This is a genomic window from Aestuariispira ectoiniformans (genome assembly GCF_025136295.1).
In the GTDB taxonomy this organism is placed as follows: Bacteria; Pseudomonadota; Alphaproteobacteria; order UBA8366; family Aestuariispiraceae; genus Aestuariispira_A; species Aestuariispira_A ectoiniformans.
This window is the reverse complement of the sequence record NZ_CP062788.1, coordinates 1,709,383-1,723,684: the sequence shown is the minus strand read 5'-3', so window position 1 is coordinate 1,723,684 and position 14,302 is coordinate 1,709,383. Positions and strand designations below refer to the sequence as shown.

Sequence of the window (14,302 nt, the reverse complement as noted above, 5' to 3'; positions counted from 1 at the left end):
CCCTTACTCCCCGTCTTTGCGGCCAGGCCGTTTGCAGATCCGGTCCATCAGGATCGCGACCACAACGATCGCCAGACCAGCTTCGAAACCCTTCGCCACATTCACCGTGTTCAGCGCGCGCAGAACCGGAATACCCAGACCATCAGCCCCAACCATGGAGGCGATCACAACCATCGACAATGACAGCATGATACATTGCGTCACGCCCGCCATAATGGTCGGCATGGCATGTGGAATCTCAACTTTCCAAAGCAACTGACGCTTGGTCGCACCAAAGCTTTCCGCGGCCTCGATCAACTGTGTCGGCGCAGATGATATACCCAGATATGTCAGGCGGATCGGCGCGGGCACGGCGAAAATGACCGTTGCGATCAGGCCGGACGGCATGCCCAGACCGAAGAAAATCAGGGCCGGAATAAGGTAAACAAAGGTCGGGATAGTCTGCATCATGTCCAGAATGGGACGCAACACCATCCAGAGCTTTGGCCGGTGCGCCGCGGCAATCCCCAAAGGCACGCCAATCACCACGCAAACCACCGTTGCCCAGATAATCAGGGTAATGGTGTAGACGGTTTCTTCCCAGTACCCCTGGTTAACTGTGAAGAGCAGCCCCAAAAGCGTCAGAAGCGCCAGTATCCAGGATTTGTGCAGCTTATAGACACCAGCAGCAACCACAATGATCAGCAACCAGCTAGGGAACCAGAGCAGGACTTCTGCCAGGTTATTCGTGAGAAATTCCAGCGACACACGGATCGCCTCGAAGAACCAGAAAAAGTACTGGTCCAACTTGTCGACGACATATTCCATGCCCTTGCCGATCGGAATTTTCGGAATTGTGAAATCTGACAGCGCGTCCATCGTTCTCTCCCGTTGGGGTCGCAGTTTCTAGGAGAAGCAAATTTTTTGTTTATTATAGGCTAATTAAAATAAAGCCGGCCGGATCGAAATAAAGGCATGATCCGGCCGGCTCTGTTAAGGCTTTGCCTTAGAGGCCCAGGTGGCCTTTGACAGCAGCCAGGCCATCACCACCGTCCATGGTGGTCACGCCTTCCATCCAACCGTCCAGAATGGCCGGATGTGCTTTCAGCCATGCAGTCGCAGCATCTTTCGGGTCTTCACCCTCGTCCAGAATAGAACCCATGACTTCGTTTTCCAGAGCCAGGGTAAATTTCTGGTTCGTCAGCAGCTTGCCCAGGTTCGGGCATTCATCCAGATATCCCTTGCGGACATTGGTGTAGACCTCGGCACCGCCATAATTCGGGCCGAAATAGTCGTCACCGCCAGACAGATAGGTCAGGTCGAAATTCGAATTCATCGGATGCGGTTCCCAACCCAGGAACACAACCATTTCACCGCGCTTGCTGGCGCGCTGAACCTGAGACAGCATCCCCTGCTCAGAGCTTTCCACGACCTCGAAACCTTTCAGGCCGAAAGCACCCTTGTCGATCATATCCTGGATCAGACGGTTACCATCGTTGCCCGGCTCGATCCCGTAGATCTTGCCATCCAGCTGGTCCTTGAATTTTGCGATGTCAGCAAAATCCTTCAGGCCGGCATCTGCGGCAGCCTTGTTCACAGCCAGGGTGTATTTTGCGCCAACCAGGTTCGGTTGGGACAGCTTTTCAACCGACCCTTTTTTGAAATACGGCTCTGCATCACCCGCCATGGACGGCATCCAGTTCCCGAGGAACACGTCGATATCGCCGTTTTCCATGCTCTTATACGTGACAGGAACACTCAAAACCTTAGCTTCCGGGGCATAGCCCAGTGCATCAAGCACAACACTCGTGGTCGCGGTCGTCGCCGTGATATCGGTCCAACCTACGTCAGAGAATGTAACATCTTTACAGCTTGCGGGGTCCGCAGCCTGCGCGGCACCGGTAAACGCCAGTGCAGCGACGCCTGCCAAAGCGACAGACTTAATCGTTTTGTGGAACATTTCAGTGATCTCCCTGCTTAATCGACAAGGCGCGTGTCGGAAAAAATATCCCATACGCCCCATCCTCGACTAGTAGACTTTTATATTGTTTTTTTAACGATACGTCCAATTAAAAAAAAGTTTTTGCCTCTAGGACGACATAAACTAAAAAAGCCGCGCCAATTTTACCCGGCGCGGCTTCCCCGAAGGGCAAATACTCGTTTAGTAGCTTTCTAAATCAAACCAGTTCAACTGGTATCTGAGACAGCCCGCTCAGCTTCAACTGCTCAACGACGCGGCCCTTCAAAGTGGCCAGCACCTCCTCCGTTTTGGCCTCACAACGCAGGACCAGGGCATTTTGCGTGTTGGAGGCACGGATCAGCCACCAGCCCCCGTTTTCATTCACGCGCACGCCATCGGTATCGTTGACCTCAACCGGTTGATCCTTCAGGCGTTCCTTGATCTCATCGATCACAGCGAACTTGCGTTCCTCCGATACATCGACGCGGATTTCCGGCGTGTTGACCATATTGGGCAATTCATCGCGCAACTCGCTCAGCGACTTGGGCTGGTCGCTCAGGAAACTGATCAGGCGGACAGCCGCATAAAGGGCATCGTCGAACCCGAAATAGCGGTCCGCGAAGAAGACATGGCCGCTCATCTCCCCCGCCAGCGGCGCTCCGGTTTCCGCCATCTTGCTTTTGATGATGGAATGCCCCGTCGGGCACATGACGGGCTGCCCGCCAAGCCTTGCGACCTCATCAAACAACACCTGGCTTGCCTTTACGTCGGCCAGGACAGACGCTCCCGGCATCTTGGCAAGGACCTCCCGCGAATAAAGCGCCAGAAGCTGGTCGCCCCAGATCACACGGGCCTTGTCGTCGATCACGCCAATACGGTCACCATCGCCGTCAAAGGCAATTCCCAGGTCGCAACCTTCGTCCAGAACGGTCTTCTTCAACTGTTCCAGGTTCTTCTCGACAGTCGGATCGGGGTGATGATTGGGGAAAGTACCATCAACCTTTTCGTTGATGACGACATGCTCGCCCGGCAGGCCACGCGCCAGACGCATCGTCGCCTCACAGGCCGCCCCGTTGCCCGGGTCCCAGGCAACTTTCAGACGCCGGTTCGACTTGAACCCCTTGACCAGACGGGTGGTGTAGGCCGCCATGGCATCCGTTTCAAAGATGCCCCCGTTTTTCTCGACCCAGACACCGCGATAGGCCAAATCCCGAAGGCGCTGGATTTCCTGCCCAAAGAACGGCTTGTTGTTCATGACAATCTTGAAGCCGTTATATTCCGGGGGGTTATGGGACCCCGTCACCATGACACCGACCGCCGCATCCAGGGCCTTGGCCGCGAAATAGAGGCAGGGCGTCGGGACCAACCCGATCCGCATGACGTAAAGCCCTGCCGTTGCAAGCCCCCGGCACAGTTCTTCTTCCAGCGATGGCGAGGTCAGACGGCCGTCATAGCCAACAACCGCAATGCGGCCACTGCTGGCCGCCGCGATTGTCCCGAGCGTCCGCCCCAGCGCCAATGCGTCGGAGGAAGACAAGGTCCTGCCGACAATACCGCGAATATCATATTCCCGAAGGATGCTTGAATCGAAACGATGTCCTACAGCCACCCCAAACTCCCCTAATCTATCTGCCTATCGTACCAATACCGGATCAGACAGCCTGACGGCCGATGCTGTGATAACGAAGACCGCTCGCCACCATGTCAGCCGGCTCATACAGATTACGCAGGTCCACAATAACCGGATCTTTCAGCAAAGACTTAACTTTCTGAAGATCCAGTTCCCGGAACTCGCGCCATTCAGTGATGATAACCGCAACGTCAGCGCCGCCCATTGCCTCCTCGGCCCCGGCCATCCACTGCACATCGTCGTTCAGAAGCTTGGCTGCCTCGTCCATCCCCTGCGGGTCATAGGCACGCACGACCGCGCCCATATTCTGCAAGGCAGGCACGATATCCAGGGCCGGACTGTCACGCATATCGTCGGTTTCCGCCTTGAACGTCACCCCCAACACAGCAACGGTCTTGCCCGACAGGCTGCCGCCGCAAGCCTCCGCAACACGGTCCGCCATGGCGCGTTTCCGCCTGCTGTTGACGTCGATTACCGTTTCAACGATCCGCACCGGCGCGCCCTGCGCGGTTGCGGTCTGTGCAAGGGCCAGCGTGTCTTTCGGGAAACAGGAACCGCCGTAGCCAGGCCCCGCCTGCAGGAATTTTTCCCCGATGCGGCTATCCAGGCCCATACCGACAGCGACGTCACCAACGTTACCGCCAACCTTCTCGCACAGATCGGCCAGCTCGTTGATAAAGCTGATCTTCACCGCCAGAAACGCATTGGCTGCATATTTGATCAGCTCTGCCGATTCCAGGCCTGTCTCGACAATTTTGGTTTCCGCGGCAATCGGCTCATAGATTTTACGCATGACCGACATTGCGCGTTCGCCTTCACCACCGAGCACAACACGATCCGGATGCATGAAATCGTCGATAGCCGCCCCTTCACGCAGGAACTCCGGGTTCGACACCACATCGAAATCCGCGTCAGGATTTGTTTGGGCGATCCGCTCATAAACCTTGCGCGCGGTACCGACCGGCACGGTGGATTTGTCCACGACCACTGTATAGCCGTCCATATTCCGGGCAATGTCTTCCGCCGCGGCGAAGACATATTTCAGGTCCGCATGACCATCTTCCGGACGGGTCGGTGTACCGACAGCAATAAAGACCGCATCACAGCCCTTCAGGCCTTCTGCGATATCCGTTGTGAAGGCAAGACGGCCAGCCGCCGCATTCTCGGACACCAGCTTGTCCAGTCCCGGCTCATAGATGGGGATTTCACCCTTCTTCAACCTGCTGATCTTGTTTTCGTCCACATCCACACAGATGACATCATGGCCGAATTGGGAAAAGCATGCGCCGGAGACAAGCCCGACATATCCCGTTCCAATCATGGCGATCCGCATTACGCCTAACTCCTTTAACTTGCCGACAAAGCGGCCACGCCCCCGGCGATTGCCCCTACCGCCCTAAATTCACTTATACCGGTCAATGATCGCGCGCGCACCATCACCCAGATCATCCCGTTCCATTGCATAGGCCATGTTGGCCTGCAACCAGCCCAGCTTGTCGCCGCAGTCAAACCGCTCGCCCGCGAAACGCAGGCCATGGAACGGATATTTCCCGATCATTTTTGCCATGGCGTCGGTAAGCTGGATTTCGTTACCTGCCCCGCGCTCATGCTTGGACAGATGCTCAAAAACTTCCGGCAGCAGGACATAGCGGCCAATGATCGACAGGGTAGACGGCGCGTCCTCCGGCTTCGGTTTTTCCACCAGCCCCTCAACCACCGCCAGCCGGTCGGCAGCATTCGGCGTATCCAGAATGCCATAGCGGGACGTCTGATCCCTCGGTACATCTTCTACCGCCACGACATTGCCGCCGGTCTGCTCATGCGCCTCGATCAATTCCCCGATGCACGATCCCTTGGTCAGGACCAGATCGTCGGGCGACATGACGGCAAAGGGTTCGTCGCCGATCAGATCACGCGCGCACCAGACCGCATGCCCCAGGCCCAATGGCTTCATCTGGCGCACGGATTTGATCTTGCCCGGTTCTTTCAGAATGTCGTCAAGGATTGTCAGGGCTTCTGCCTTGCCGCGCGCTTCCAACGTCGCATGAAGCTCATAGGCGATATCGAAGTGATCCTCGATTGCCCCTTTGCCCCGGCTGGTGACGAAGATGAACTCCTCCACACCGGCCGCCGCCGCTTCTTCCACCACATATTGGATCAACGGCTTGTCCACGACCGGCAACAGCTCTTTCGGGACAACCTTGGTCGCCGGCAAAAAGCGGGTTCCCATGCCAGCAACGGGGAAGACCGCTTTTCTGACTTTTCCAGACATTAAATTTTCACCTGCCAAAACAAAAACACATGCAATGCAGCCAACGGCGAAAATCCGCCATTGGAAAAGTAAAACTCATCGTTGGGTTATGTGCCACAGACCCAGGGTCTGGGCAAGGCAAGCCTTTATGACAAATGCAGGGAATTCCGGGATCATCCCGGGAGGTTTATTGCGTCCGACGGGATTGATGTGCGGCAAATTCCGCCAGACGGATCGGGCGCCGTCTGCGCCCCCAGTTCCCGGCTTTGCCTTCAAACACACCGGGAATGGCCGTACCGCACTGGGTACAATGACCGCCCTGCCCCACCGACCAATGGGTCAGTTGATACCAGTCGCGCCCTATCACCTTCTCGCCACAGCCCGGACAATAGGTGGAACCGTGTTTTTCATCATGCACATTGCCAGTGTAGACATAGTGGAGCCCCGCCTCCCGCGCGATGCGATGGGCCTTAACCAGGGTTTCCAGCGGCGTGGACGGTTTGTCCATCATCTTGTAATCGGGATGGAAGGCAGAGAAATGCAGCGGAACGTCGGTTCCCAGGTTTTCCGCGACCCAGGAGGAAAGTGCCTCCAGTTCTTCCTCCCCATCGTTTTCACCGGGAATCAGAAGCGTCGTAATTTCGAACCAGACATCGGTCTCATATTTCAAATAGCACAGAGTATCCAGAACCGCGTCCAGGTCGCCGGTACAGATTTTCTTGTAAAACGTCTGGGTAAAAGCCTTCAGGTCAATATTTGCCGCATCCATATGCGAGAAGAATTCCTGCCGCGCCTCGGGATTGATGTAACCGGCGGAAACCGCCACAGTCTTGATCCCCCGTTCGTGGCATGCCTTGGCGACATCCACCGCATATTCCAGAAAAATAACAGGATCGTTATAGGTGAAAGCAACAGACCGGCACCCGGTTTTTATCGCGGCCTCCGCAATGGCCTCTGGCATTGCCTGATCCATCAGACGATCCATCTCGCGTGACTTGGAGATATCCCAGTTCTGGCAGAATTTACATGTGAGATTACAGCCCGCCGTCCCGAAGCTGAGGACCGGTGTGCCCGGCAGGAAATGGTTCAGCGGCTTTTTTTCGATCGGGTCAATGCAATAACCGCTGGACCGGCCATAGGTGGTCAGGACAATCTGGTCATCCGCCCGCGCCCTGACGAAACAAAGGCCGCGCTGTCCTTCCTTCAGCTTGCATTCACGGGGACAGACATCGCATTGGATGCGACCGTCGTCCAGCATATGCCAATAGCGTCCGGGAAATCCTTCGATGAGGTCTTCTGTCATGATATGCCGCTTCTTCCCCCGGCCGTCAAAAAACCACCGGACAACCGGGATTTAATAATAACATAAAAAGGCGTAAAATCAGGGGAGAAAGTCTACAGAATTCAGAGGAAGGCAGCACTCATGACAACCGTCAGACCAGCCGCCGTTGCCGGGCAATTCTATCCGGGAAACCCCGCAGAACTGGGCGGCACCATCAACCGATTTCTGGCCCAGGCCGACGCCAGCCATATCCAGGTGGGCGAACCACCCAAGGCCCTGATCGTCCCCCATGCGGGATATGTTTTCTCAGGCGCATGCGCCGCCAGGGCCTATGCCACGATCGCCAAGGTCGCCGACAAAATCAGCAGGGTCATCCTGATGGGCCCTTGCCACCGGGCCGCTATCCACGGCCTTGCCACGACCAGCGCCGACGCCTGGGAAACCCCATTGGGACAGGTTGAAATAGACCAGAGGGCTATTGCCACGCTCACAAACCTCGATCAGGTAAGCGTCAATGATGCCGCCCACCAATGGGAACACAGCCTGGAAGTCCACCTTCCCTTCCTGCAGCGTGTCCTGCCGAATTTCAGGCTCGTCCCCTTTGCAGTCGGGAATGCAAGCAATGTGGACGTAGCCGAAGTTCTGGAAACCCTCTGGGGAGGAGAAGAGACACTGATCGTGATCAGCACCGATCTGAGCCATTACTTGAGCTACGAAGACGCCAGGACGATCGACAACCGGACCGCCACGGCAATCGAAAAGCTGGATTGGCAGGCAATCAGCCAGGAACAGGCCTGTGGCCGCGTTCCGGTATCGGGTCTGCTGACCTGCGCGAAAAAACACGGCCTGGCAATCGAACGGGTCGGCTTCTGCAATTCCGGCGATACTGCCGGACCACGGGACCGGGTAGTAGGTTATGGTAGCTGGATCCTCCACTGAGAACACAGCCACGCAGGGCGGGAATTTCGCAACGCGGGTCGTGGCAAGCCACGAGCCGACCCTGCTGTCCACAGCAGCAACCTCGATCCAGACGGGTCTGGCACAGGAAAAACCGGCAGCGGTAAACCCGGCGACCTTTCCGGACGATCTGGCCGCCCAATGCGGCAGCTTCGTCACCCTGGAAAAAGAAGGGAGGCTGCGTGGCTGCATCGGTACAATCCAGGCCTACCGCCCCCTAATTGTCGATGTATCGGAAAATGCCTACGGAGCGGCCTTTCGCGATCCCCGTTTCCAACCGGTCGAGCAGCAGGAACTGGAAGTGCTTTCCCTGTCGATTTCCGTTCTAAGCCCGATGCAGCCCCTGTCATTCGGCAGTGAAGCGGAGCTGCTGGACCAACTGGTTCCCCATGAGACAGGCCTGCTGATCCACGATCAGGGGCATCGGGCGGTTTTTCTTCCCCAGGTCTGGGAAAGCCTGCCGGAGAAAACACAATTCCTGGGCAAGCTCAGGATCAAGGCCCGGCTGCCGGAAACACATTGGTCCGCAAGTTTCGAGGCCTGGCAGTTCCAGGTTGCCAAGACAAAGTCAGCCAAAATCGCGGAAACCACCTCTGACAACGGGAATGGCCCCGGACATTCCCCGTAAGATTTCAATCCAATAGTGCCAATCGAGCACAGGTTTATTGGCCGAATGCCCCTTGATGCCGCCCCTTAATCCCTCTTATCTAGCAGGGAAACCTGATATTAAGCGGACAAGTAACGAAGAGCGACAGGCGAAATCATGGGGCAATTCGGCATCGGACAACCATTGCGGCGGGTAGAAGATCAGCGGTTCCTGACCGGCACCGGCAGCTATACGGACGACCTTCATCTGGAAGGTGAAACACATGGTGTCGTGGTCCGGTCACCCTTCGCCCATGCCACAATCAAAAGCATCGACATCGACGAGGCCCTTGCCAGCCCGGGCGTTCTGGCGGTCTACACCGCCGACGACCTGACAAAGGCCGGGATCAAGGATATCCCCTGTGTTGCCGGTATGAAGAATGGCGTCACCACCTTTGTTCGCCATGACCGCTCTATTCTTGCGCGTGACCGTGCCCGCCATGTGGGCGACCCTGTTGCCTTCGTCGTCGCGGAAACCCTCGCCCAGGCCCAGGACGCCGCCGAACTGGTCGATGTGGATTACGACGAGTTGCCCTCGGTCACGGACACCGCCGCCGCCATCTGTGAAGATGCCCCGCATGTCTGGGACGACACTCCCAACAACCACAGCTTTGTCTGGCATCATGGTGACAAGGAGGCCGTCGACGCTGCCTTCGAAAAGGCAGCCCACAAAGTATCCGTCACCCTCATCAATAACCGGATTGTAGTTAATTCTCTGGAACCCCGTGTGGCTATTGCCAATTTTGACGGCGACAGATACCAGCTCTTCACGCCAAGCCAGGGCGTGCACAATATCAAGAACCAGCTCAGCCGGACAATTTTCGACATCCCCCCGGAAAAACTGCATGTGGTTACGCCGGATGTCGGCGGCGGCTTTGGCATGAAACTGTTTGTGCACCCGGAACAGCCGCTCGTCCTGTTCGCGGCGCAACAGTTGAAGCGCCCCGTGCGCTGGACTGCGGAACGCGCCGCCGATGCCTTTTTGTCGGATATTCAGGGCCGCGACCACGTCAGCCATGCCGAACTGGCACTGGACGAAGACCTGAACTTCCTGGGGTTGCGGGTAAACACCACAGCCAACATGGGAGCCTATCTGTCCAATTACGCCCCGTTCATCGCCACCATGGCCGGGTGCCGCATGCTTGCAGGCGTCTACCGCACACCAGCCATCCATGTGGAAGTGAATGGCGTTTACAGCAACACCGTGCCTGTCGACGCCTATCGCGGCGCCGGTCGCCCGGAGGCCGCCTATCTGGTGGAGCGCCTTGTAGACAAGGCCGCCCGAGACCTTGGCGTTGATCCTACAGAACTGCGTCGCCGGAACTTTATCGGCGAAAACGACTTTCCACATAAGACCCCGGTCGGTCCGACCTATGACTGCGGCCTTTTTGCTCGCACCATGGATCAGGCCCTGGAACGGGCAGAACGCAACGGGTTCGAGGGCCGACGCGCCCAGTCCGAAGCCAATGGCAAAAAGCGTGGCCTGGGCCTTGCCTATTATATTGAGGCCTGCGGCGCGGGCCCCGGTGAGACTGCCGATATCCGGGTCGCGGAAAACGGCCATGTCACCGTCCTGATCGGCACCCAGTCCAACGGTCAGGGTCATGAAACCGCCTACCGCCAGATCGTCGCCGCCAAGCTTGGCATCGACATGGACCGGATTTTGGTTATCCAGGGTGACAGTGACAAGATTGAGAAAGGCAGCGGCACGGGCGGGTCCCGATCCATCCCCGAAGGTGGTACAGCATCACGCGATGCGGCACAGGAAGTGATCAACAAGGGCACCCTGATCGCCGCCGAAGCCATGGAAACCGCCGCTGGCGACATTGAATTCGCCGACGGACAATTCACCGTGGCGGGAACCGACAAGTCCCTGTCACTGTCAGAAGTCGCACAAGCGGCCCATGACCCGAAAAACCTGGCTGACGGCATGGAACCCGGCCTTGACGGCAAGGCCTTCTTCCAGGGCGGCGAATCTACCTACCCCAATGGCTGTCATGTCTGTGAACTGGAGGTCGACCCCGATACCGGAACGGTCGACATCCTGCGTTACACGGTCGTGGACGACTTCGGCACCGTGATCAATCCAATGATGCTGGAAGGCCAGGTTCATGGCGGCATTGCCCAGGGCATGGGACAGGCGTTGCTGGAACACACCGTCTATGACAATGACAGCGGCCAGCTTCTCAGCGGCTCCTTTATGGACTACGCCATGCCACGGGCGGACCACCTGCCGTTTGTCGATTTCACCTATCACGAAGATGCCCCCTGCCTGAATAACCCGATGGGGGCAAAAGGCGCAGGCGAGGCAGGAGCCATCGGCGCACCGCCTGCAATTATCAATGCCCTTGTCGATGCCTTGCAGGAATATGGCGTGGATCATATTGATATGCCTGCAACGCCGGAGGTAATCTGGCGGTCGATCCACATGAAATCCAGTTAGGGACATCTCCATGATCACAGAAATCGACGCCCGGGCCCTGATGCCGTCCATCACCAAGATCATTCGTCAGGCGGGCGAAACGGTCATGGCCATCTACGCAACGGATTTCGAGACCTACACCAAGGAAGACGCCTCCCCTGTGACCGAGGCCGATATGGCCGCCGAGGCCATCATCAAACCGGCCCTGGAAAAACTGTTGCCCGGCGTGCCTGTCGTTGCAGAGGAATCAGCGGCCGCAGGGGATATTCCTGACGTGGGCGACGCCCCATTCTGGCTGGTGGACCCGGTGGACGGCACCAAGGAATTCCTGAACCGCAATGGTGAATTCACTGTCAATATCGCCCTGATCGTCGACCGCCAGCCGGTTCTGGGGGCGGTTCTCGCCCCGGCGCTGGACACGCTCTATACCGGCATTGTGGGCGAAGGGGCCCATAAGAAGGTTGGTGAAGAGGCCGCACAGCGCATTACCGTGCGTCCGGAACCTGCGGAAGGCATCACCATCGTCGCCAGCCGCCGCCATGGAGATCCCGAAATCCTGGAGAAGTTCCTGGCGGGGCGCACCCTGCATGAAACCAAGAATGCGGGCTCCAGCCTGAAATTCTGTCTGGTGGCCGAAGGCAGCGCAGACCTCTATCCCCGCTTCGGCCCCACCTGCGAATGGGATGTCGCGGCGGGCCATGCGGTGCTGGCCGCGGCAGGCGGGCGTGTGACCTTCGACGACGGGAAAACGCCGTTCTCCTATGCCAAACAGGCCGATTTCCTGAACCCCCATTTCATTGCCTGGGGCGGTATCGAGTAACTCAGTCGCCTTCGGCGGCGGCAGCTTCCCACCCCATCATGGCGATCTTGCGCGGCAGCCCCCAGCGGTAGCCGCCCAGTTCGCCTGTATTGCGGATCACACGGTGGCAGGGGATAAGCCAGGATATCGGATTCTTCCCCACCGCATTGCCCACCGCCTGCCCACCGCCTGTGGAGATGCCGACCTGTTTGGCGATATCGCCATATGTGGTCAAAGCCCCCATGGGCAGTTCCATCAGGGCTTCCCAGACCTTCACCTGAAAGTCGGTCCCTTTGAGGAACAGCCTCAGCGGCGGCACATTGCCGCTTTTGATGTCATCCGGACTTGCAAAAATGGTGGCGATAGCCCGTTCCGTTTCGGCCTGATCCTGAACCAGCCGTGCCTTGGGCCAGCGGGCCGCCATATCATCAAAACAGGCGTCCACACCCCGGTCATCCACGAATGACATGCCGCATACGCCGCGGTCGGTCGTCATCAGCAGTGCCTGCCCGAAAGGCGTTGCGTGCCAGCCATAGCGGATCGTCAGCCCCGCCGCCTGGCGTTTGTATTCGCCGGGTGTCATCGCCTCATAGGTCACGAACAGGTCGTGCAGCCGACCGGGTCCTGACAGACCGCTGTCCAAAGACGCGTGGAGGACGCTGAGGCTGTCATTCAAACGGCGGCGCGCCTGATCAAGTGTAAGGGCGCTCAAAAACTTTTTGGGGCTGATGCCGACCCAACGGGTGAAGACCCGCTGCAGGTGATGCTCGCTCATCCCCACATATTGCGCCAGTTCTCCCAACTCCGGCTGTTCATCCCAGTGATCGGACAGATAGGTCAGGGCGATTTCAATCGTGTCGTAGGTATCTTGCATCTGCATCCCGGTCATCCCGCTTACAGTCATGATTATGGTCCCTTTCTACGCCCGCGAACAGCGAGAACCCACCCGATTGTTGCGCATCGGGCAGTTTCCTTCTTGTCTACAGCCAAAGCGGGAAGCAAACTACTATGAGGAGAAACTGGTTTGCGGGGAGAGTCTCGATGGATGCCACAGTAGCAAAGAAATACAGCCCGAAAGACAAGGTATTAGGCCGCTTGGGCGTCGAGGGATTTCCCGACTACAAGGCCATGATCGCAGAGGCCTTCGCCCAATATGACCCGGGATACCCCAAGAAACAGCCGAAAGCGGAAAAGGAATACCGCAAGGCCCGAGCGGCCGTCATGCGTGAGGAAAAACATATCAACGACCATTGCCCGGTCGATGAGAAAATCCGCCTGACCACCTCACGCCATATCCGGATCGAAGCCAAATGGTATGTGGAGGAGACCGCCTATTTCACCGACTTCGATAACGAGATCGACAGGCTGTATACCAGCCTCGAAAACCATGACCAGCCCCAGGATATCGCATGGCAGAACCCGACGACCGGCGCCTTCGGGTCCGGCTATACGCAGTTTCATGCCCAATGTGATGCGATGATCGAAGGGGTTTACACACTCTACAACGACGGAGATCCGATCGCCGCCAAGGTTCCCTTCTATTTTATGGAACCCATTTCGACGCCGGAGAAGATGACGGCCTATCTGACACCGCTGATCACATCGAACATTGCCAGGAACGGTATCAACCACCGCGACCAGATCGGGGCCATCACCGGGTCGGTCTCTCAACTGGTCTACAAATCCTATTTGCGGAAATATATTCGCGACTATGTGCAGGATTTCGAGATTACCGACGCCTATAGGGCGGCCTGGACCAAGCTGCTGGACCATTGGCAGGACCCGGCAACCGGCTTCTGGGGAGAATGGTTTGTCTTTAACGGTGAACTCTACAAATCCCCGGACCTCAGCCTCACCTATCATACCGTCAAATACCGCATGAAGGATGGCGATCATCCCATTCAATATCTGGAAGAGATGATCGACACCCTTTTTGCCATTGAGAAATATGAATATCCCTTCGGCTGGATGGTCGACGGGCATATGAACAACCACAACAACATGGACGTGGTGAAAATCCTCAAACTGGTCTGGGATGATCTGACACAGGAACAGATGGATTACGCCTGCATCCAGTTCGAAAAGATGCTGGATTACTGCCTGAATGACTCCATGGATGACAAGGGCGGCTTCCGCTTTTTCCCCTTCTACAATTCCCTGGGCGATGCCTATTACTATGGCGTCGCCTTCCTGGACCAGATCGGCTACCTGAACCCGGACAACCGTTTCTGGACCGACCAGACCTTCCCCGGTTGGCAGGAGACCGGATGCGGCATCAAAAGGCGGCTACAACAACTGGGCCTCAACAACCGGCGTGCCGAATCTGCCATGGAAATCCTGGAACAGGATGTCCCGGATTGCTGAAAAGGGAAGAGGC

Annotated in this window: 12 protein-coding genes; 5 read left to right on the top strand and 7 right to left on the bottom strand. The window is 57.2% G+C overall.

What is annotated here, in order from left to right; all coding sequences use genetic code 11:
- Positions 1-3: 3 nt before the first annotated feature.
- From choW to amrS, 6 genes are all read right to left on the bottom strand, one after another.
- A complete protein-coding gene (gene choW, locus IF205_RS08240) occupies positions 4-858 on the bottom strand; it encodes a choline ABC transporter permease subunit (protein WP_259782811.1) in 855 nt (284 codons plus the stop codon).
- Positions 859-985: 127 nt separating this feature from the next.
- Positions 986-1,939 (bottom strand): choline ABC transporter substrate-binding protein, encoded by a 954-nt coding sequence (locus IF205_RS08235; RefSeq protein WP_259782810.1) that lies wholly within the window; start codon positions 1,937-1,939, stop codon positions 986-988.
- A 217-nt stretch (positions 1,940-2,156) separates the two neighbouring features.
- The gene (gene pgmG, locus IF205_RS08230) at positions 2,157-3,548 is read right to left on the bottom strand and encodes a phosphoglucomutase/phosphomannomutase PgmG (RefSeq protein ID WP_259782809.1); all 1,392 of its coding nucleotides are present in this window, start codon (positions 3,546-3,548) and stop codon (positions 2,157-2,159) included.
- Positions 3,549-3,591: 43 nt separating this feature from the next.
- Entirely contained in the window at positions 3,592-4,902 is a 1,311-nt protein-coding gene (locus IF205_RS08225; RefSeq protein WP_259782808.1) for a UDP-glucose dehydrogenase family protein, read from the bottom strand.
- 69 nt (positions 4,903-4,971) lie between these two features.
- Entirely contained in the window at positions 4,972-5,841 is an 870-nt protein-coding gene (gene galU, locus IF205_RS08220) for a UTP--glucose-1-phosphate uridylyltransferase GalU (protein ID WP_259782807.1), read from the bottom strand.
- A 166-nt stretch (positions 5,842-6,007) separates the two neighbouring features.
- Positions 6,008-7,123, bottom strand: coding sequence for an AmmeMemoRadiSam system radical SAM enzyme (gene amrS / locus IF205_RS08215; protein WP_259782806.1), 1,116 nt, complete (start codon positions 7,121-7,123; stop codon positions 6,008-6,010).
- A 120-nt stretch (positions 7,124-7,243) separates the two neighbouring features.
- On the opposite strand from amrS, the gene amrB reads away from it, so the two are divergent.
- From amrB to cysQ, 4 genes are all read left to right on the top strand, one after another.
- Positions 7,244-8,041, top strand: coding sequence for an AmmeMemoRadiSam system protein B (gene amrB, locus IF205_RS08210; RefSeq protein ID WP_259782805.1), 798 nt, complete (start codon positions 7,244-7,246; stop codon positions 8,039-8,041).
- Entirely contained in the window at positions 8,019-8,687 is a 669-nt protein-coding gene (amrA, locus tag IF205_RS08205) for an AmmeMemoRadiSam system protein A (RefSeq protein ID WP_259782804.1), read from the top strand. The genes amrB and amrA overlap by 23 nt, the downstream gene beginning before the upstream one ends.
- A 135-nt stretch (positions 8,688-8,822) precedes the next feature.
- Positions 8,823-11,147 (top strand): xanthine dehydrogenase family protein molybdopterin-binding subunit, encoded by a 2,325-nt coding sequence (locus tag IF205_RS08200; protein WP_259782803.1) that lies wholly within the window; start codon positions 8,823-8,825, stop codon positions 11,145-11,147.
- Positions 11,148-11,157: 10 nt separating this feature from the next.
- Positions 11,158-11,946, top strand: coding sequence for a 3'(2'),5'-bisphosphate nucleotidase CysQ (gene cysQ / locus IF205_RS08195; protein ID WP_259782802.1), 789 nt, complete (start codon positions 11,158-11,160; stop codon positions 11,944-11,946).
- Position 11,947: 1 nt separating this feature from the next.
- Here cysQ and IF205_RS08190 read toward each other — a convergent pair whose 3' ends face one another.
- Positions 11,948-12,829: a methylated-DNA--[protein]-cysteine S-methyltransferase gene (locus IF205_RS08190; RefSeq protein WP_259782801.1), complete on the bottom strand. Its 882-nt coding sequence runs from the start codon at positions 12,827-12,829 to the stop codon at positions 11,948-11,950.
- A gap of 137 nt (positions 12,830-12,966) precedes the next feature.
- On the opposite strand from IF205_RS08190, the gene IF205_RS08185 reads away from it, so the two are divergent.
- On the top strand, positions 12,967-14,289 hold the full coding sequence (locus IF205_RS08185; RefSeq protein WP_259782800.1) for a hypothetical protein: 1,323 nt from the start codon (positions 12,967-12,969) through the stop codon (positions 14,287-14,289).
- Positions 14,290-14,302 lie beyond the last annotated feature (13 nt).